The 18,554-nt window shown below is 40.7% G+C and carries 13 protein-coding genes; all 13 read left to right on the top strand.

The window, feature by feature from the left end; translation table 11 throughout:
• The first annotated feature begins 270 nt into the window (after nt 1–270).
• The 13 genes from AB1401_01880 to AB1401_01820 all read left to right on the top strand — a co-directional run bounded on the left by AB1401_01880 (nt 271) and on the right by AB1401_01820 (nt 18,296).
• Nucleotides 271–444, top strand: coding sequence for a Trm112 family protein (locus tag AB1401_01880; protein MEW6614206.1), 174 nt, complete (start codon nt 271–273; stop codon nt 442–444).
• A gap of 12 nt (nt 445–456) precedes the next feature.
• Nucleotides 457–1,260 carry a polysaccharide deacetylase family protein gene (locus tag AB1401_01875; protein ID MEW6614205.1) on the top strand — a complete coding sequence of 268 codons (804 nt, stop codon included), beginning with the start codon at nt 457–459 and terminating at the stop codon, nt 1,258–1,260.
• Between the two features lies 1 nt (nt 1,261).
• Complete coding sequence (locus AB1401_01870) at nt 1,262–2,014, top strand: glycosyltransferase family 2 protein (GenBank protein MEW6614204.1); 753 nt, start codon at nt 1,262–1,264, stop codon at nt 2,012–2,014.
• 97 nt (nt 2,015–2,111) lie between these two features.
• The gene (locus AB1401_01865; GenBank protein ID MEW6614203.1) at nt 2,112–3,311 is read left to right on the top strand and encodes a glycosyltransferase family 4 protein; all 1,200 of its coding nucleotides are present in this window, start codon (nt 2,112–2,114) and stop codon (nt 3,309–3,311) included.
• Nucleotides 3,311–4,156: a glycosyltransferase gene (locus AB1401_01860; protein MEW6614202.1), complete on the top strand. Its 846-nt coding sequence runs from the start codon at nt 3,311–3,313 to the stop codon at nt 4,154–4,156. The genes AB1401_01865 and AB1401_01860 overlap by 1 nt, the downstream gene beginning before the upstream one ends.
• A complete protein-coding gene (locus AB1401_01855) occupies nt 4,156–5,067 on the top strand; it encodes a glycosyltransferase (protein ID MEW6614201.1) in 912 nt (303 codons plus the stop codon). The genes AB1401_01860 and AB1401_01855 overlap by 1 nt, the downstream gene beginning before the upstream one ends.
• A 239-nt stretch (nt 5,068–5,306) precedes the next feature.
• Nucleotides 5,307–8,504, top strand: a complete 3,198-nt coding sequence (locus AB1401_01850) for a helicase-related protein (GenBank protein ID MEW6614200.1) — start codon at nt 5,307–5,309, stop codon at nt 8,502–8,504.
• A gap of 57 nt (nt 8,505–8,561) precedes the next feature.
• Complete coding sequence (locus tag AB1401_01845) at nt 8,562–11,915, top strand: TaqI-like C-terminal specificity domain-containing protein (protein ID MEW6614199.1); 3,354 nt, start codon at nt 8,562–8,564, stop codon at nt 11,913–11,915.
• A 252-nt stretch (nt 11,916–12,167) separates the two neighbouring features.
• Entirely contained in the window at nt 12,168–15,080 is a 2,913-nt protein-coding gene (locus AB1401_01840; GenBank protein MEW6614198.1) for a TrlF family AAA-like ATPase, read from the top strand.
• A 271-nt stretch (nt 15,081–15,351) separates the two neighbouring features.
• Nucleotides 15,352–15,885, top strand: a complete 534-nt coding sequence (locus AB1401_01835; protein ID MEW6614197.1) for a nucleotidyltransferase domain-containing protein — start codon at nt 15,352–15,354, stop codon at nt 15,883–15,885.
• Between the two features lie 336 nt (nt 15,886–16,221).
• Complete coding sequence (locus AB1401_01830; protein MEW6614196.1) at nt 16,222–17,301, top strand: Fic family protein; 1,080 nt, start codon at nt 16,222–16,224, stop codon at nt 17,299–17,301.
• 465 nt (nt 17,302–17,766) lie between these two features.
• Nucleotides 17,767–18,060 (top strand): BrnT family toxin, encoded by a 294-nt coding sequence (locus tag AB1401_01825; GenBank protein ID MEW6614195.1) that lies wholly within the window; start codon nt 17,767–17,769, stop codon nt 18,058–18,060.
• Nucleotides 18,057–18,296 (top strand): BrnA antitoxin family protein, encoded by a 240-nt coding sequence (locus AB1401_01820; GenBank protein ID MEW6614194.1) that lies wholly within the window; start codon nt 18,057–18,059, stop codon nt 18,294–18,296. Before AB1401_01825 ends, AB1401_01820 begins: the two co-directional genes overlap by 4 nt.
• Nucleotides 18,297–18,554 lie beyond the last annotated feature (258 nt).

Genomic DNA, 18,554 nt, shown 5'->3' with positions numbered 1-18,554 from the left:
TAGAAACGTGGATTCTGCGCATTATTCGATTAGGTGGGACATTAACAAAAAGGTATAGTATTGTCAACGATTAGTAGCATCTTTTCTGAACTTCAACTCATGGTCTGATGTTAAAATTTTGAAATATAAAGAAATTCTGTTGTTTAAGATTCTTAATTGTATTATATTAAAAAAACAAGGCGATATGCGTCTAGTATAGATTCCTTGTCTGTAAACAGAGAGCAAATATTTAATTAAGCTATAGTTTGACAAATAGAGGTGGAGGTACTTATGGGTATAAGTAAAGAATTGCTGGATATCCTGGCTTGTCCTAAATGTAAAGGTGACATTTACCTGAATGAAAAGGGAGATGGCCTTATCTGTAATACATGTAAACTGATGTATGAGATTAAGGATGATATCCCGATTATGTTGATAGATGAAGCCATAAAATTGGAAGATTGAATTTTGAGGTGAATGACAATATTTATTACTGCAATTTTACCGGTTATAGTTTTATTTATTGCCTTTTCTGTACGGTTTACATTCTGGCGACGCACTCTCGATGGCATCCCGGTCTTGATGTACCACAGGATAACGGATGAAAAACCCCAATCAAAGCTAAAGAAGCTACTTGTAACCCCGGATAGGTTTGCCAGACAGATGAACTATCTCCATATTCATGGATATTCTACTGTTACAATTGACGAATTTCTATCGATATTAAAGGATGGATGGGATCCTTCTTTTAAGCCCGCTATTATAACTTTTGACGACGGATATAAGGATAATTACACCTTCGCATTCCCGATCTTAAAACAGTATGGTTTTAAAAGCATAATATTTTTGGTAACGAAGTATATAGGAGGTTCAAACCTCTGGGATAAAGCAAAAGGGGAACCCGTAACACCCCTATTATCCTGGTCTGAGATTTTGGAGATGAAGGAATACGGTATCGAATTTGGCTCTCATGGGCATAGCCACTCTAACCTCACAGAGATTTCAGAAAGGGAACAGGCTTTTGAGCTTGAAGAATCAAAGAGGGTTCTGGAAAAGGGGCTGCATCAGGAGATCAAGGTATTTTCATACCCCTTCGGTCTCTTCAATGAGAGTACACTGGAAAAGGTGGACAAAAGTGGATACTCAGTAGCTTTTACCACCAAACCAGGGAAAAATAATCGGGGGGATGACCTCAACAGGCTTAAACGGATAATAGTCAAGAGAAGTGATAATATGTTGGACTTTATCCTCAAATTAAAAAAAGCGAAGAGCAGATTGTAATATGAAGGGTTTATCGGTTTTTATTATTACCCGTAATGAGGAAAAAAATATCAGGTCTTGCCTGGAGAGTATTAAATGGGCGGGTGAGATAGTAGTGGTAGATGATAACAGTGATGATAACACCATCGAGATTTGTAATGAATATACTGACAGAATTTTTAAAGAGGAATGGAAGGGTTATTCGAGGCAAAAGCAGAGTGCCCTTGATAAAACCACAGGGGAGTGGGTTTTAAATTTAGATGCAGATGAGCGCCTTACCCCTGAACTTCGCCTGGAGATTGAGAGTACCCTTGCTTATAAGGAAAAGCTTAAAGATGGGTATCTTATTCCTTTTAAGTCCTATTTTGGGGGGAAATGGATAAAACACGGGGGCTGGTACCCGGATTATCATCTCAGATTATTCAGGAGAGAAAAGGGCAGATTCGGAAATGAAGAAGTCCATGAAGGAGTGAAAGTAGAAGGCCCGATTGGTTATCTTAAAAACCCTATAGAGCATTATACATATAGTTCTGTTTCTGATTTTATAAAGAGAATGGATATCTATACCTCTCTGTTTGCAGAAGGCAGTTATAAAAAGGGCAAGAAGACCACCTGGGAGCAGTTGATTTTAAGGCCCCCCTTTACCTTTTTTAAGATGTTCTTTCTTCAAAGAGGTATGCTGGATGGGTATTATGGTTTCCTCCTGGCAATACTATACTCTTACTATACCTTTCTGAAATATGCCAAACTAAGAGAAATGTGGAGAGATTTGTGAGCAAAAAACCTTTTGATGACCGTTCAAAGGAATTTCAGTTTGGGCAACAGCCTGTTGACAAATGATTTTTGGGAAAGTTGGGGCGAAAGAGAAAGATTTGAATATAGCAATTGTTTTAATGAAGTATAACCCATTTGGGGGGTATGAACGTCAGGCAGTTATACTCGCAGAAACCCTGGCTGAACGGGGTGACAGTGTTACCATTTTTACCAATAAGTGGACAGATGAAAATTTGCCCGGTATTAAATTTAAGAAGATAAAAATAATTAAACTGTCATCATGGTTTAAGGTTCTTTCCTTTGCTTTGCTTTCAAGGCGTTATCTGAATCGAGAAAAGGAGCAATTTGATGTCATAATAGCGTTTGACAGAACCCTGGTAATGGATATTTACCGTGCCGGAAATGCCTGTCACAGGGAATGGCTGAACTTTAGAAAAAAAACAGGAAGAATCTCAGATTTCATTTCTATAGCGATAAATCCAATTCATCCTGTAATAAACAGGATCGAAAAACGCATCTTTGCTGAAAACCCTGAGAAGAACGGTGATATTGTTGTTCTTTCAGGTCTGAGCATTCAGCAGATTCAGCGATACTATCCTGTGAGGGAGGAAAGGTTCGTTGTTGTCCCTCCGGCATTGGATTTGAACCGCTTTCAATACAACAGACTCGTGGAGTACAGAACGCAGGAAAGAGCCAGTCTCCGAATTGATAATGAAACATTGACGCTCTTACATGTCGGGTCAGGGTTTCGTATTAAAGGGCTCAAAAATACTATTGAGGCACTCGCTATCTTACTGAAGAGCTGGCATAATGCTAAGCTGCTTGTTGTTGGAACTGACAGAGATGGCACCAGGCAGTGCAGGAGGCTGAGCAGACGACTTGGTATTGAAAGTTATGTGGAATTTGCAGGAGGGGTAACAGACATAGGACGGTTTTATGCAACTGCCGACATATTTGTTGTCCCTTCACTCTTTGAGACCTTCTGTATTTCTGCGGTTGAGGCATTGGCATTTGGCTTGCCGGTTATAATAGGCAGGGGTGCCGGCGTCTCATTTATGATTCAGCGGGAGAATATAGGCAGTGTTGTCGATGTTCCGGCAGACCCATTTCGTCTGGCAGAATTGATAAAGGATGTCGCTTTAAAGGAGCAAGTATATAAATCTGAAGGAACTATCGAGCAAATAAGAGAGCAAAGGAGAACAGTTGCATTTCAGTGCGATAAAGAGGTAGTATTAGGAAAATTTTTGTCTGTTATTGATGAAATAGCCGAGAAAAAAACCAATACAGATCGGAATTAATGATGCCCGCAATCAGCATTATTATAGCAATATTCAATAAATTGCCTCTGTTGAAGCTCTGCCTGTCGTCTTTAGAGAGGCAGTCTTTTAAAGACTTCGAGGTAATAATTGCGGATGACGGATCCGGACCAGAGATAGAGGACTGGCTTGGGACCTATAATGCCCCTTTTCCCGTTACCCATCTGTGGCAGGAAAATAAAGGTTTTCGTAAGTGCAAGCTCTTAAATCATTCTCTTGTCCACTCTAAAGCAGAGTATATAGTCTTTATTGATGGAGATTGTGTTGTTGCCAGGGATTTTCTGAAGGTTCACTGGGAGAGGAGGAAAGAAGGCGTATTTCTGGGTGGCAGAAGGGTGATGATTAAAAAGGAATATACGGCTAATGTGAGCAGGGAGATGATAGACAGGGGTTATTTCGATGGTTTTAGCCTCTGGGGTTTGTATCGAAGTCTGGTAAAGGATTTTAAGTACTATGAAGAAACCCTGAAGCCGCTGTATTTCTTTAAAAAGAAGCGTTACCTGGATTTTGTGGGCAGCAACTTTTCAGCCTTCAAATCGGACCTGTTTAAGGTTAATGGGTTCGACGAAGACTATGAGCACCGTGGAGGTGGAGAAGATACGGATATCGCCTGGAGATTACATAGCATAGGCTGCCGATTTGAGTCTGTCAGATGCCTTGCAATTGAATTCCATCTGGGGCATGAAATCCCGGAGGATAAGTCCATATCAGCCGATATGTTTTTTGAGAAAAAAAGGAGGATTAAGAACCAAGAGGATGCCAAAAATATTAAAAGTTCCTTAATTGAAATTAGTGATGAAAATTATAGAGTTATAAGAAAAGGCTAATGAAGAACTTAAGGGTTGTTTTTTTACATTCCATTGTCCCTTATAATACCTCTTATTATTATTTTAAGGCATTAAAGTCTCTAAATGTAGAGCTGATAGATGTTCCATTTGACCCCCATAAGCCACAGCCCGATAAACCTCTGCCTGAAGGAGACCTGTTGTTGTTAATAGACTGTGGTCTGCCTGTATGCTTTCCCTCCCTGAAGAAGTACAATTGTCCCAAAGGATTTGTCAGTATAGATTCATGTCATAAGCTCGAGATTCATAGAGATTACTGCGATGAAAACGAATTCGATTATATATGGGTAGCACAGAAACATATAGCTGAAGGATTAGGACCAAGGGCGTCCTGGCTTCCGCTTGCGGCAGATGAAGAAGAACATGTATTCAGGCCTGAATTGGCGAAGGGAGAGGGTTTTTGGGAATGTTGCTTGAAAAAGAGCCATTATGATATAGGAATGTGTGGCGCTCCGTATAAGCATAGAAGGCAATTTGAAAAACTTTTCCGGAAAAATGGTCTCTCAACAAATTTCTATTTCAGAAAGAAATTTCGTAAGAGCGCTACCAGAGAAATAGGGCGTTGTACTATAGGGTTCAACGTTGGTGCCGGGTTCACAGGAGAAAAGGGGAAAGATATAAATATGAGGGTGTTCGAGACGATGGCCAATGGTCAGGCTATGCTGTTGACGAATACTTATGAAAATGTCGGCTATGAGGACTTATTTCTGGAAAACCGCCACTATGTTACATATAAGACAGAAGATGAAGCGGTTGAAAAAGCAAGATATTTTGCCAACAATCCACTGGAGGCAGCAAGGATAGCCAGGGAAGGGCAGCGTCATATTCTGGCTAATCATACGTATTTACACAGATGTAAAGAGATTCTTTCTGTTTTGGAGAGAAGTGAGTAGTTCATCCTGAAAAATTCCCTTTTCCGCTCTCTGGTGAAGGTTTTTTGACCCATCTATGACTTGCTCCAGGCATTTTCAGGAACTCCCCGCCTCTGGCGGATCAAACACCTGAAAATGCCTATCTTCCGCTTCGTCAAGATGGGTGCCCCAAAAATCCTGCTCATGTTCGCTCCAAAAGAAATTTTTCATTTTTCAGTGTGGACTAAGTAAGGTGTGAACGGCAACTAAAAAGGATTCCGATGGATACCGATTTATCATTCATAACCAACGAAGAAAATCAAAGCCTGAAAGATAGATTTGAAGTGTTGATCAAAGACACTTCTTTTTTTGACTGCCTGGTTGGATACTTCTACACCAGCGGTTTCCATGCCCTGTATAAATCCTTAGGGAAAACAGAAAAAATCCGGATACTGATTGGCATCAGCACCGACAGGCAGACCTACGATTTGCTTGTCAATAGCGATAAGCCCAAGCAGCAGGTCATAGAGTTCTCACATGCCGAAACCAAAGAGAAAGTAGAAAATCTCGTAGAAGAGGAACTGGCTGACTCGGAAGACCGTAGGGAAGTCGAAGAAGGGGTCAATAAGTTTATTGAATGGGTCAGAGGCGAAAAGCTGGAAATCAGAGCTTATCCCTCACAGAACATCCACGCCAAGCTTTACATAATGACTTTTTTTGAAGGCGACAGAGATGCCGGGCGGGTTATCACTGGCTCCAGCAATTTCACACAGGCCGGACTCATTGACAATCTGGAATTCAATGTGGAGTTGAAAAACCGCAGCGATTATGAATTTGCCAGGAAGAAGTTTGAAGAACTCTGGAAAGATGCGGTGGAGGTGAGCGAAAAGTACATTCAAACCATACAGGAAAAGACATGGCTCAGTCAGAATATCACGCACTATCAGCTTTATCTGAAATTTCTCTATGAGTATTTCAAAGATGAACTCAGTCAGACGGATGAGCTATTTTTGAAATATCTGCCCCAGGAGTTTAAAAAGCTCGAATACCAGGAACAGGCAGTTCTAAACGCCAAAAAAATCCTGCTGGAATATGGCGGGGTTTTTGTTTCGGATGTGGTGGGATTAGGAAAGACTTATATCTCAGCCATGCTGGCAGGTCAGCTTGAAGGTAGAACCCTGGTTATTGCACCCCCGATGCTTCTCGAAAAAACCAACCCCGGTTCCTGGACTAATGTTTTTGAAGACTTCGGAGTAAGGCAAACACGCTTTGAATCGCTTGGCAAACTGGACGATCTTCTATACATCGGAACTGAAAAATATCAAAATGTAATTATAGATGAAGCACACCGCTTTAGAACGGAAGCAACAATTACCTATGAGAAGCTGGCGGAAATCTGCCGCGGCAAAAGGGTCGTTCTGGTTACCGCCACGCCTTACAACAACGCACCAAGGGATATTCTTAGCCTGTTAAAACTGTTTCAACCGGCCAGGAAAAGCACGATTCCCAATCTGCCTGATCTGGAAGGTTTTTTCAGCCGTCTTGACAAGAAACTGAAAAGACTGGATCGCCAGAAAGATTATGATAAATACATCCGCACCGTAAAAGAGAATGCCCGGGAGATCAGGGAAAAGGTTCTGAAATATTTGATGGTGCGTCGAACCCGCACCGAAATTGAAAAGTATTTTTTCAAGGATATTACCCAACAAGGATTGAGATTCCCCGAGGTTGAAAAGCCAACTCCGCTCTTTTATGAACTCAATGAGAAAGAGGACGAGATATTCAACAAAACCATCGAGCTGATAACGCAAAAGTTCAGGTATGCCCGCTATACGCCAATGCTCTACTACAAAGGTAAGGTAACTCAGCCTGAAGAATTGTCCCAGCGAAACATGGGTAAATTCATGAAGATTCTGTTGGTGAAAAGGCTGGAGAGCAGTTTCTTTGCTTTTCGAAATTCAGTGGACAGGTTCCTGCACTCCTATGAAATGTTTATCAAGGAATTTGACAACGGCAATGTCTATGTGAGTAAGAAGCACACAAATAAAATCTTTGAACTTCTGGAAAACGATGACGACGAAGCCGTACAATGCTTGATTGATGAAGGCAAAGCAGAAAGATACGACAGCGGTGATTTTAGAGAAGGCTTTAGAGATGATTTGCAGAATGACCGTGACATTCTGCTGGAGATCAAAAGACTGTGGACGCATATTGAACGCGACCCAAAGTTACTAAAATTCTTGCGTGAGCTTTCAACGGCTTCGGCATTGAAAGAGAATCATATCATCATCTTTACGGAATCAAAGGAGACAGCTAACTATCTGTTTAAGAATTTACATCAAAAATACCCGGACAGGGTGTTGTGTTATACCGGCGATTCGGGTGAAGCCACGCGCGATAAGGTCATCGAGAACTTTGATGCCCGTGCCAGACATCCCAAAGACGATTACCGGATACTGGTTTCTACAGAAGTATTGTCTGAAGGGGTCAACTTACACCGCTCCAATACGGTCATCAACTACGATATCCCCTGGAATCCTACACGCATGATGCAGCGGGTAGGCCGTATCAACCGGGTGGATACAAGGCATGACACAATCTATACCTTCAATTTCTTCCCCACTGTTCAATCCAACGACCAGATCAAGCTTAGAGAGGCAGCAGAAGCGAAGATCAATGCCTTTCTTACCCTCCTGGGCGGTGATGCCGAGCTGTTGACCGAGGGTGAACCCATCGGCTCGCACGAGCTTTTTAACCGATTATTTTCCAAACAAACGCTGGAAGGTGAAGACGGGGCGGAGGAAAGCGAATTGAAATACCTCCATGCTATCAAAGAAATACGTGATAAAGACCCTGACCTTTTTGAGAAAGTAAAACGGCTTCCCAAAAAAGCACGAACCGCAAAGCAAAACATCGGGCATGAAAATTCTCTTATTACTTATTTTCGGCGGGGCAAACTGCAAAAATTTTTTCAAGCCGGCACTAAGCAGGAAACAGCAGAACTCGATTTCATCTCCGCTGCAAAACTGCTGGAGAGCAATCCCGATGAGCAAAAGCAGAAATTGCCGGAGCACTTCTACGACCTGCTGGATAAAAACAAAGAGGCCTTCATTTTTGCAACTACTGAAGAAATGCCGCAACAGGCCGCCACAAGAGGCGGACGCGACAGTGCGGCAAATATCCTGAGAGTTTTAAAAGCAACCCTTAAGAACACCCAGAAGCTGACAGAAGACCAAGAGCTATACCTGAAAAAGGTATTGATTCAGCTTGAGGAAGGCGGGCTGCCAAAACAGACGGCAAAGCAGACATCAAAAGCACTGGAAGGACTTAAGAGCGAAATTATGAATCCCTTCAAGGTGCTGGCAGCGCTTCAGACTAATATTCCGGTAAAACTTCTGGACGAACACTATGCGGAACAGACCCCTACGGTTTTTGGCAAACGGGAAGTAATTCTGTCGTTGTATTTAACAGGTAAATAATTGCGTCAATTGCGCCATTGATGCGTCATTATTGCGTAAAAGAAGGTGTGAATAAATATGGGTAAACAGATGGATAGACAACAGGCACGACGCATCATTCAAGAAACATTTGAACTGCCCTTCGATAAAAATAGATTTGTCAATTTCATCAGGAACCTCTTAAACCGTATTGAAGAAGTGCCTTTTGTCTATAAGGGCAACTACATCCCTGATGCATTTGAGCAGCACATAAGCACCCTTGAGAGAATCGCCAAGTATAGTGACGGCGAACATAAGATAGATATACTGATTATCCATCTCAGAAAGGAAACTTCCATCGAACGTGCTCGCACCATGCAGAGGAATTTCATTGCCTGGTACTTAAACGGCAGTCGAGGCGGGGACTTGAAGGACGCAGCACTGGCGGCATTTGTCTCCCCCGATGACATGGACTGGCGCTTTTCACTGGTCAAAATGGATTATAAATTTGATGAAAACGGAAAAGTAAAAGAAGAGTTTACCCCTGCCCGGCGCTGGTCCTTTCTGGTTGGCGCCAACGAAAACAGCCACACCGCCCAGAGCCGGTTGGTCAAAATCCTTGCCGACATTGATCGTAATCCCACACTGAAACAACTGGAAGAAGCTTTCAACATCGAAACCGTTACCAAAGAATTCTTCCTTAAATACCGCGATCTGTTTATCCGCACCAAAGAGGCTTTGGATAAAGAGCTTGAAGGAAACACCCGAATGAAAGCAGACTTTGAGCCCAAAGGTGTGAACACCGTTGACTTTGCCAAGAAACTGTTGGGACAGATTGTGTTTCTTTATTTTCTCCAGAAAAAGGGATGGTTTGGTGTTGCCCGCGATGCCGACTGGGGTGACGGTTCCAAGCAATTTTTAAGAGAGCTCTTCGAGAAAAAGCACAGCAGCTACGAGAATTTCTTCAACGATATTCTGGAGCCTCTATTTTACGAAGCCCTGCGAGTTGGAGAAGAACGGAAACAGGACAATTATTATTACAGCCGTTTCAACTGCAAAATCCCTTTCTTAAACGGCGGTCTCTTCGACCCCATCGGCAATTACGACTGGGTGCATACCGATATTAAACTTCCTGACAGCCTGTTTTCCAACAATGATAAGACCAAAGAAGGCGATACCGGCGACGGCATCCTGGACATCTTTGACCGTTACAATTTTACTGTAAAAGAGGATGAACCGCTGGAAAAAGAGGTTGCCATTGACCCGGAACTGCTTGGTAAAGCCTACGAGAAGTTCAATGCCATCCGGCCCGATAACTTTGAGGAATACAAGAAGGCTCTGAAGAGCGGCAGAAAAGGCGATGAAACCAAGTTCAACAAACAGTTCGGCGTCTATTACACCCCGCGTGAAATCGTGCATTACATGTGTCAGCAGAGTTTGATAAACTACTTGTTTACTGAACTGAACAGCGGCATAACCAGTTATGAAAAGCTCGGTGATAGTAATCTCGATATGTTAGGCAATGAAGCGAAAAAGGGACAGTTGGACATAGTGATTGAGCATAAAAATACTGAGATTTCAAAGGAGGATATTGTAACCCTGATTCACCTGGGCGAACAGGTAAGTGAGAACGAGGTAAGGGTGTTGAGTAAGGGAAAAGAGACAAAGACCTATTACCATCAACTGCCGGAAAGTATCCGAAAAAATGCCAAACTGATTGATGATAAATTGGCGGATATTACCGTTTGTGATCCGGCAGTTGGCTCCGGCGCCTTTCCTGTTGGCATGATGGGTGAGATCGTGAAGGCGAGAAGTGTACTGTCGATTTATTTGAATAACAGCGGGCACAACAGCGGGCTTAAGCCCGCTGTTACATGCTCAATTGATAACGAACGCAATACATATAATCTCAAACGCCGCTGCATCGAATATTCCCTGTACGGCGTGGACATTGACCCGGGTGCGGTGGAGATTGCCAAACTGCGGCTGTGGCTGTCGCTCGTTGTCGATGAAGAAGATATAAAGCAGATTAAACCGTTGCCGAACCTGGATTATAAGATTGTGTGCGGGAATTCTTTGTTGGGGTTACCTGATGGTGTACTTATTGATTGTGAAGTTAGCAACAAATTAGAGGAAAATAAGAAACTATATTTTAACTCTACAAACCCATCTGAAAAAAATAAAATCAGGGGTATAATTAACAACCTGTTTTTAAAGTTGATAGACAGTATGAAAAAAGTTTATCCTTCAATTCAGGATATTACTTTTGACTTTCATACACATTTTTCAGAGGTGTTTCATGGGAAGGGTGGGTTTGATGTGATGATTGCGAATCCGCCGTACATCCAATTGTCAAAAGTTGCAGGCACACCTGACTGGTATAAAAAATTCCTCAAAAACAGATTTAATACATCTGGTGGTCGTTTAAACACGTTTATTTTCTTTATACACCTAGCATTTGGCATTCTAAAAAATAGAGGTAATTTAGCATTTATTATCCCGAACACGATACTTACACAAGAATATTACAGTGCAACAAGAGAATTACTACTCAAAAAGAATCGCTTTAGAATAATTGTTCAATATTCTGAACTACCCTTTGAGGAAGCAATTGTTGAAAATGTAACAATTATTGCAAGCAAGGAAACACTACACCAATATGAAATAGAAATTTTTATTGATGACTTAGACAAGATGAATCTCGTGGAACGAAACTCAAATAGCAAATTCTTGGCTAATCCCAACTTTACTATCAATGTCAATTCAGACAATCTTATTGACAAGATATATTCACTTGATGTACGCCCACTTGATGAGTTCTGCTACATAAATCAAGCCATTGCTCTCAAAGGAGACAGAAGCCTTTCTTTATATACATCAAACCCTAAAGGTAAGTATTACAAGAAACTAGATGGTAGAAATATTGGCAAGTACCACATTCAATGGGATGGCGTTTATCTAGATTGGGACTTGAAAAGAATACACTCATGTAAAACAAAAGACATTTTTCTTACCAAAGAAAAACTGTTTTTTAGACGCGTTTCAGAAGACTTGATATTTGCCTATGATAACGAACAATATTTTGCATTGAACACATTAGTAGTTGTGAATTTGAGAGAGTCTGCTACAGTAAATAATCTTAAGTGCCTGCTCGCGCTGCTAAACTCACGATTGATGAACTATATTTACAAGAGAAAATTCAAATCCACTAAAACAGTGTTTTCTGAAATTCAAGCAAACACAGTTGGAAAACTTCCTGTTCTAACTATACCTATTGAAGCAGAAAGGTTACTCACAAAACTGGTGGACCACATCCTGGCGGCCAAGCGCACAAATTTGCAGGCGGATACGTCCACGTGGGAGAAGGAAATTGACCAGTTGGTGTATCAACTCTACGGCCTGAGCGAGGAGGAGATTAAAATAGTGGAAGGTGTAAACGAAATAGCTCGTTGAACAGATAAAATTGCGGGATGATTTGACCCGTTTCCATCTCATTCCCGGCAGAATATTTCTGGATAACAATGTATTGCAACATGCGCAGGATCTTGGCTTATACATTCTCGGTAATTACTGGGAAAGCTACGGCTGTTTGCCTTCCAGTAAAGACAATCTTTCAAGAAAATGCATATTTCCCTAAAAATTATGTTGATCGAAAGAGTATCTAATCCGGAAAAGTAACTGTAACCTAAAGGGTAGGAGGTAAAAATGTCATCCTACGACCAATTTTTCAAAAGATTAGATGATTTGAGGAAACGCACAGCACGCTTTCGTCGTGTGGCGTTGCACCTCCATTCGCCAGAGAGCTGCGATTGGGCAGATCAGCCTTGTGATAAAGCACTCAATGATCGGGATATGTATCTTGCAGAGAATGGTGAGATGCAATTTATTGATGCCCTAAAACCTCATATCGATCTTGTAGCAATTACAGATCATATGAAATGTGGTTATGCAAGTAAAGTCTCGCGTCTGAGCCAAACATATGGTGAATTTTTAGCAGTACCTGGAATGGAAATTAATATTCAGCCAGAAGCTGCTGTAAGTAGTGCTAGATTGCACATTCTAGCCATTCTGCCGGAATCATCATCTCCTGAAAAATTTTCTAGACTCTTTTCAGGTTTGTCAGGCATACCAGATGATGCTCAGCGAACAGGTAATGAGCTTATAACTAATCTAGGATTGAAAGAATTCATTAAAAGGATTCATGAAGAAAAAGGTTTATGTGTTGCAGCCCATGTAAATTCGCAACAAGGAATCCGAAGTCAATTCAGACAAACCGGGCGTGAAGTAATAAGCTTGGTTTCTCCCGGTACAGCAGGAAGTAAAGAAAATGAACAGGAAATTTCCGATATTTTGAAGGAATATCTTTTTTCCGTTGGCTTCGATGCAATTGAAGTCGCAAAAGCATCAGATCAACGTCATTACAGATGGATATCGAAATGTGATGGAATAGAAGTGAGTATTCCAGTCATCATGAGTTTTGATGCTCATAGAGTGGAGGATTTCAACCGCCTTGATCGAATTACTTGGGTCAAGATGACTAATCTAAGTGTGAAAGGACTTAGAGAAGCACTTCAATTTGCAGAAACTAGGGTTCGGTTCTCAATAGACCTTCCTGTTCCACCTAACCCACGCTTAGTTGGGGTTGAAATTGTTGGTACAAATAATTCTTTGTTTAAAAACATTCATATAGCCCTTGCAGAAAATCTGAACTGTCTAATAGGTCCTCGCGGTTCGGGAAAATCGACAATTGTAGAAGCACTGCGCTATGTATTCGGTTACAATAGGACACTTAGTGAACTGGATACAACAAATAGGCTTTCAGATCGAATCAAGAGTTTACAGCGTGCAAATCTTTCAGGATGTTTAATAAGGGTAGCTTACCAGACAGTTAACAAGGAGAGGTGCGTTCTTGAAGCCACTTTTGATCCAAATGAGGACTATGCAAGTAAGGTTTTTTCTGAATCAGGTGACTTTTTAAACATTTCAGATATTGAGACGAGTGGAGAATACCCCTTACGTCTTTTTGGATGGAGTGAAATTGAAACATTGGGCCGTGAATCAGCAAGGCAGAGAGATCTTTTGGACAGATTAATACCTGATTTGGCGTCAATTATTAATGAGCGGAATAACATTCGCGCTAAGTTAAGATCCAATAGGAAGGAAATTGAAAAAATCATTAATGAACTTAAAGATAAATTTATACAAAAAAATGGAATTATCCAACGTTACACTGAATACAAAGCAGCATTTGATAAACTCAATACAACGGAAATTAAAACATATTTCATGGCCTTAGATTTAGCGCAGAATAAAAAGAGAGTTCTCGAACAGGTCAATTCAAACATATCAAAACTATTAAATAAAATAATTGATATTACTGAAGTGACATTCAGAGATAACATTGATGACATTTTGAGCCAGGCAGAACAAGAATTAGGGGACTGGTGGTTAACAGACGAAATTACCAAATTAAAGATTGTAGAGAATGAGGCTGAGATTCAAAAGTATATCACTGCAGCAATAAAAACACTTGAAAGTCTGTCAACTCTAATTAATCAGCATACAATATTAATTGACGAAGACATCTCTCGTACTCATGCAAATATAAGAACGGCTTTTTCAGAAGATGCTTCGTTGCAGCGTATTGCTGACCTCCGAACAAACGCTGAGAAGCGACTTCGTGAGGCATCAGCACTTCGAGACGAATATCTAAAAGTATGGAGTAAGCTTAAGGAAACTATAGGTATTAACCGGGCAATTGGCGATGATCTAATTAACTGCCAAGATCGTATCGCAGGCATACGTGCTAGACAAAATAATAACATTGAAGAGAAACTGAATCATTTCTTTGGTGCTGAAATGAAAGTTTCTCTTAGATTTATCGCTGGTGGCGACACTAACGAGCTAATAAATAGGTCCAGTAAGATTGCATCATGTATTGCTAAAAATTACAAAGCGCGGCAGATACCACAATTTTTTGGTGTAAAATTTAATCCAGTCACTCTATCACGTGTTTTTATAGATAATCAGCCAAGCTTATTAGAAGGACAGGTCACTATAAATGATACAACTATAACAATTTCAAACGCAGAAGCCAAAAAGGCAATGGATACGTGCACACCATGGTCAAGAGATGATGCTGCGGATGTTGATTGCCTAGTCGAAAATGGTGATAAGCTTCTACACCTTATAGAATTAGAAGAAGTCGAATGGGATGATGAAGTGAGTATACTTTTGAATGATCGTCCTGTAAGTGAACTCTCGCCGGGCCAGAGGTCAAGCGCAATGTTGCCTTTGATTGCTTTATCTGAAACTACACCCCTTGTAATTGACCAGCCAGAAGATAATCTCGATAATAAATTAATCGGTAAAGTCCTTACCGATATCCTTGCGGCACTCAAGGAAAGGCGTCAAATTATAGTCTGTACACATAATCCGAATATTGTTGTATCAGGAGACGCAGAACAAGTCATCGTACTAAATGCAATTAGTGATAGAAAGGCGGAAGTTCTCAGACATGGTTCTATTGATAACGATGATATCGTTAGAGCTGTTATAGAAATTATGGAGGGTGGTGCTGAAGCATTTCGAGTTAGACGACAGAGATATAATTTGTAATTCTATAGATAAGACTATTATGAACCTGAACCGGAGTCGGATTGAGCTAACTCTCTAGCTAGAAATAGTATGAAAGGAAACGCAACAGACAGCTTCAGCTGTCTCAAACAAAGCTGTCTGCCTGAAGGAAAGGGTAGGGGGGCAATGGGCTAAAGCCCATTGTTGTGGGTATTCACAGCTATTTTGTGGGTTTTGTTTGACAATCTGCTTAGATGTTCATAAAATGTGAACGAATTGTTCATATATTGTGAACATTTGTCAGGAGGCAAGAATGGAAAGCATTTTTTCTACAAAAGAACGGATCAAGATACTGAAGTCTGTTATCTTTAGCGAGCAGTCTATCAGTGTCAATGTCATTGCCGCCAGGCTTAATATAAGCAAAGGGCTGGTTTCTAAATATCTTGATATTTTGGCTAAAGAGGGAATCGCCAGAAGGTCGAATGGTAAATACCTTGTTACTAATTCGGCAGTCACAAAAGCCACCAAAATTTTATTGAATATAACTGGTATTGATGTAAAAATTTTTAAAAAGTTTGACTTTGTGGAAGCCGTTGGCCTTTATGGAAGCTGCGCCAAAGGCGAAAATGCAGATGAGTCTGACGTGGACCTCTGGATAAAGATTAAGGACGTAAGCGATGAGGAAGTCGCTTCTTTAAGTGCCCAAATGAATAAGAAAATAAAGAATGTAAAGCCTCTATTCTTAACTACCAAGAAGATTGAGAAAATGAAAGAAGACGACGAGCTTTTCTATCACTCATTGTCATTCGGCTCAATCGTTCTTTACGGAGAAAAAGATGCCATTTAATTATAACGATTGCCTGAGGGAGGGATTGCTTAGAAAAATCCCGCCTTCAAAAGGTAAGGCCACGCAATCTTTAAAAAAGGCACGAGAGTGGTTGAAGGAAGCGGAGAATTCTTTAAAAGAGAGAAGAAGGGGGACGTCCTTCAAATTCTAAAAAACTTTTTCGATCAATTGACGAATAGGAATCAGGCTGAGCTAACTCTCTAGCTAGAAATAGTATGAAAGGAAACGCAACAGACAGCTTCAGCTGTCTGTCTTAGGCAAAGTTGTCTGTCTCAAGCAAAGTGTAGGGGAGCAAAATTTTCATCGTAGATAAAGATTGTGGGGGCAAAAAATAAAATGTTTAAACCTGAATTTGCCATAACTCCAAAGATGAATAAGGCGCTTGTTGAAATAGAGCGAGTGCGTGGATTTCTTGATGCGGTGAAACTCAAGGATGAATGGATTGCTGATATGCAAAAAAACGCATTAATTCTTGAGTCGCACCATTCCACACACATTGAAGGCACGGCATTAACCCTTGAACAAGCAAAGAGTATTTTAGAAGGTAAAAAACTTAAAGGCATTAACCGGGATGACGAAAAAGAGCTTTTAAATTACAAGAAAGCAATGGATTTTATCTCAAAATATCTCGGCAGGGATGATCCGGTTACCGAAGGTATAATCCGTGAACTTCACAAGGTTACTGTGAAAGGTGTTCGTGGCGGCCAAGCGGACCCAGGTAATTATCGCAAGGTACAGAATTATGTCGTTAATTCCCGGACCCGTGAGGTTATATACACCCCTCCTGCACCTCTTGAGGTTCCGCACCTTATGCGTGAGTTTATAGAATGGCTCAATGAAGCAGGGGATATCTCGCCTATTCTTGTTGCCGGTATATCTCAGTTTCAATTTGTGCATATTCATCCATTTATTGATGGCAATGGTAGAACAGCCCGGCTCCTATCCACAATGATTCTTTATAAAACCGGTTACGATTTTAAAAGATTGTTTACAATTTCAGAATACTACGACAAAGACCGTCCGGCATACTACAAAGCGATTCAATCCGTTAGGGAAAGCAACATGGATATGACAGCATGGCTTGAATACTTTGTGGACGGTTTAAGATCGCAGATGGCAGAAATTTACGAGAGGGGCAAGCAGATTATCATTACTGATAAAACTGTCAAATTATTAAAGGACATGAGATTAAATATAAGGCAGGAAAAGATTATTCGGTATTTGGTAATTAATGAGCGAATAGATAACTCGCTGTGTCAAAAAATTTGCAATAGCACCAAAAGAACAGCCACGAGAGATTTAACGGGACTTGTTGAAAAAGATATACTTAAAAAGATTGGCGAGAGGAAAGGCACTTATTATATCCTATCGTCGAAAGTGATAGAAAAAATAAGGGACATTAAGGGACATCGTTAAAGGACAATAAGGGACATTATCAGGGGACATTTTATAATGACTATGGGCTCAAAAAATACGAAAAACAAGTTGACCAGCTTGTTTATAAGCTCTGCGGTTTGACCGAGGAGAAAATTGCGATTGTGGAAGGAAGAGACTGATAACCAATTCTCTCATTCGGACATAACGAGTCTGTAGAAAAACCCATAAATCAATACCTAGGCATTTTGTAACCTACTGTTTTTATTGAATATTATTTTTTGAAAAATCTTAGAAAGGGACTTATTCTACAGGCTCAACAGACAGCTTCAGCTGTCTGTCTGAGGCAAGGTTGTCTGTCTGAAGCGAAGCTGTCTATCCTCGGCTGCAACAGACAGCTTTAGCTCTCTGTGCTAGAAGAACAATAGGCTAAAGCCCATTGTTGTGGGTATTCACGTCAACGAACTGAAATCTTGACATTTTCATAATTATAAGTACAATGTACATATGACTGAGCTACAGTTTGAATGGGATAAACGGAAGGAAAAGGCTAACATAAAAAAACATGGCATTTCTTTCGATGAAGCTCGCACAGTTTTTTACGATGAAAATGCGATTCAATTTTTTGACCCTGACCATTCCAATGATGAAGACCGTTTCATACTGCTTGGAATAAGTTTTAGACTTAGGGTTCTCGTCGTCTGTCATTGTTTTCGGGAAAGCAACACGGTTATTAGAATTATTTCTGCAAGAAAAGCAGATGGCGATGAAGAAAATGAATACTGGAGGCATAGAAGATGAGAGACCATTACGATTTTTCCAAAATGAAGGGACTTAAAAATCCCTATATAAAATATTTAAAACAACCGGTTACTATGCGGCTCGACCGTGACACTGTTTCATATTTCAAGTCTATGTCGGAAGAATCGGGTATTCCTTACCAAAACTTAATAAACCTTTATCTTCGTGATTGTGCCGTTAATCACCGAAAACTGCACATGAAATGGCAGACTGAAAATGGGGAGCAACAGGTTTGAGAAGGATACTCATTTTTCTGTGCTTCATTCCTGCCTCTTAACCTAAGCATTGGACGACACTATAATGAATAGATGTAAAAGCTTAACATGACCGATCCTCCCATTCAGACGCAACAGACAGCTTCAGCTGTCTGTGCTAGAAGAACAATAGGCTAAAGCCCATTGTTGTGAGTATTCACAGCTATTTTGTGAGTTTTCCTTGACAATCTGCTTAGATGTTCATAAAATGTGAACAAATCGTTCATATATTGTGAACAT

The organism is Thermodesulfobacteriota bacterium (assembly GCA_040757775.1).
In the GTDB taxonomy this organism is placed as follows: Bacteria; Desulfobacterota; UBA8473; order UBA8473; family UBA8473; genus UBA8473.
This window is presented reverse-complemented; position numbering and strand designations above follow the sequence as displayed.

What these genes read in the sequence shown, in the direction of transcription:
- AB1401_01855 (MEW6614201.1), top strand. Translation starts at nt 4,156, where the DNA reads ATGAAGAACTTAAGGGTTGTTTTTTTACATTCCATTGTCCCTTATAAT.
- AB1401_01845 (MEW6614199.1), top strand. Translation starts at nt 8,562, where the DNA reads ATGGGTAAACAGATGGATAGACAACAGGCACGACGCATCATTCAAGAA.
- AB1401_01850 (MEW6614200.1), top strand. Translation starts at nt 5,307, where the DNA reads ATGGATACCGATTTATCATTCATAACCAACGAAGAAAATCAAAGCCTG.
- AB1401_01835 (MEW6614197.1), top strand. Translation starts at nt 15,352, where the DNA reads ATGGAAAGCATTTTTTCTACAAAAGAACGGATCAAGATACTGAAGTCT.
- AB1401_01830 (MEW6614196.1), top strand. Translation starts at nt 16,222, where the DNA reads ATGTTTAAACCTGAATTTGCCATAACTCCAAAGATGAATAAGGCGCTT.
- AB1401_01840 (MEW6614198.1), top strand. Translation starts at nt 12,168, where the DNA reads ATGTCATCCTACGACCAATTTTTCAAAAGATTAGATGATTTGAGGAAA.
- AB1401_01870 (MEW6614204.1), top strand. Translation starts at nt 1,262, where the DNA reads ATGAAGGGTTTATCGGTTTTTATTATTACCCGTAATGAGGAAAAAAAT.
- AB1401_01875 (MEW6614205.1), top strand. Translation starts at nt 457, where the DNA reads ATGACAATATTTATTACTGCAATTTTACCGGTTATAGTTTTATTTATT.
- AB1401_01820 (MEW6614194.1), top strand. Translation starts at nt 18,057, where the DNA reads ATGAGAGACCATTACGATTTTTCCAAAATGAAGGGACTTAAAAATCCC.
- AB1401_01825 (MEW6614195.1), top strand. Translation starts at nt 17,767, where the DNA reads ATGACTGAGCTACAGTTTGAATGGGATAAACGGAAGGAAAAGGCTAAC.
- AB1401_01860 (MEW6614202.1), top strand. Translation starts at nt 3,311, where the DNA reads ATGATGCCCGCAATCAGCATTATTATAGCAATATTCAATAAATTGCCT.
- AB1401_01880 (MEW6614206.1), top strand. Translation starts at nt 271, where the DNA reads ATGGGTATAAGTAAAGAATTGCTGGATATCCTGGCTTGTCCTAAATGT.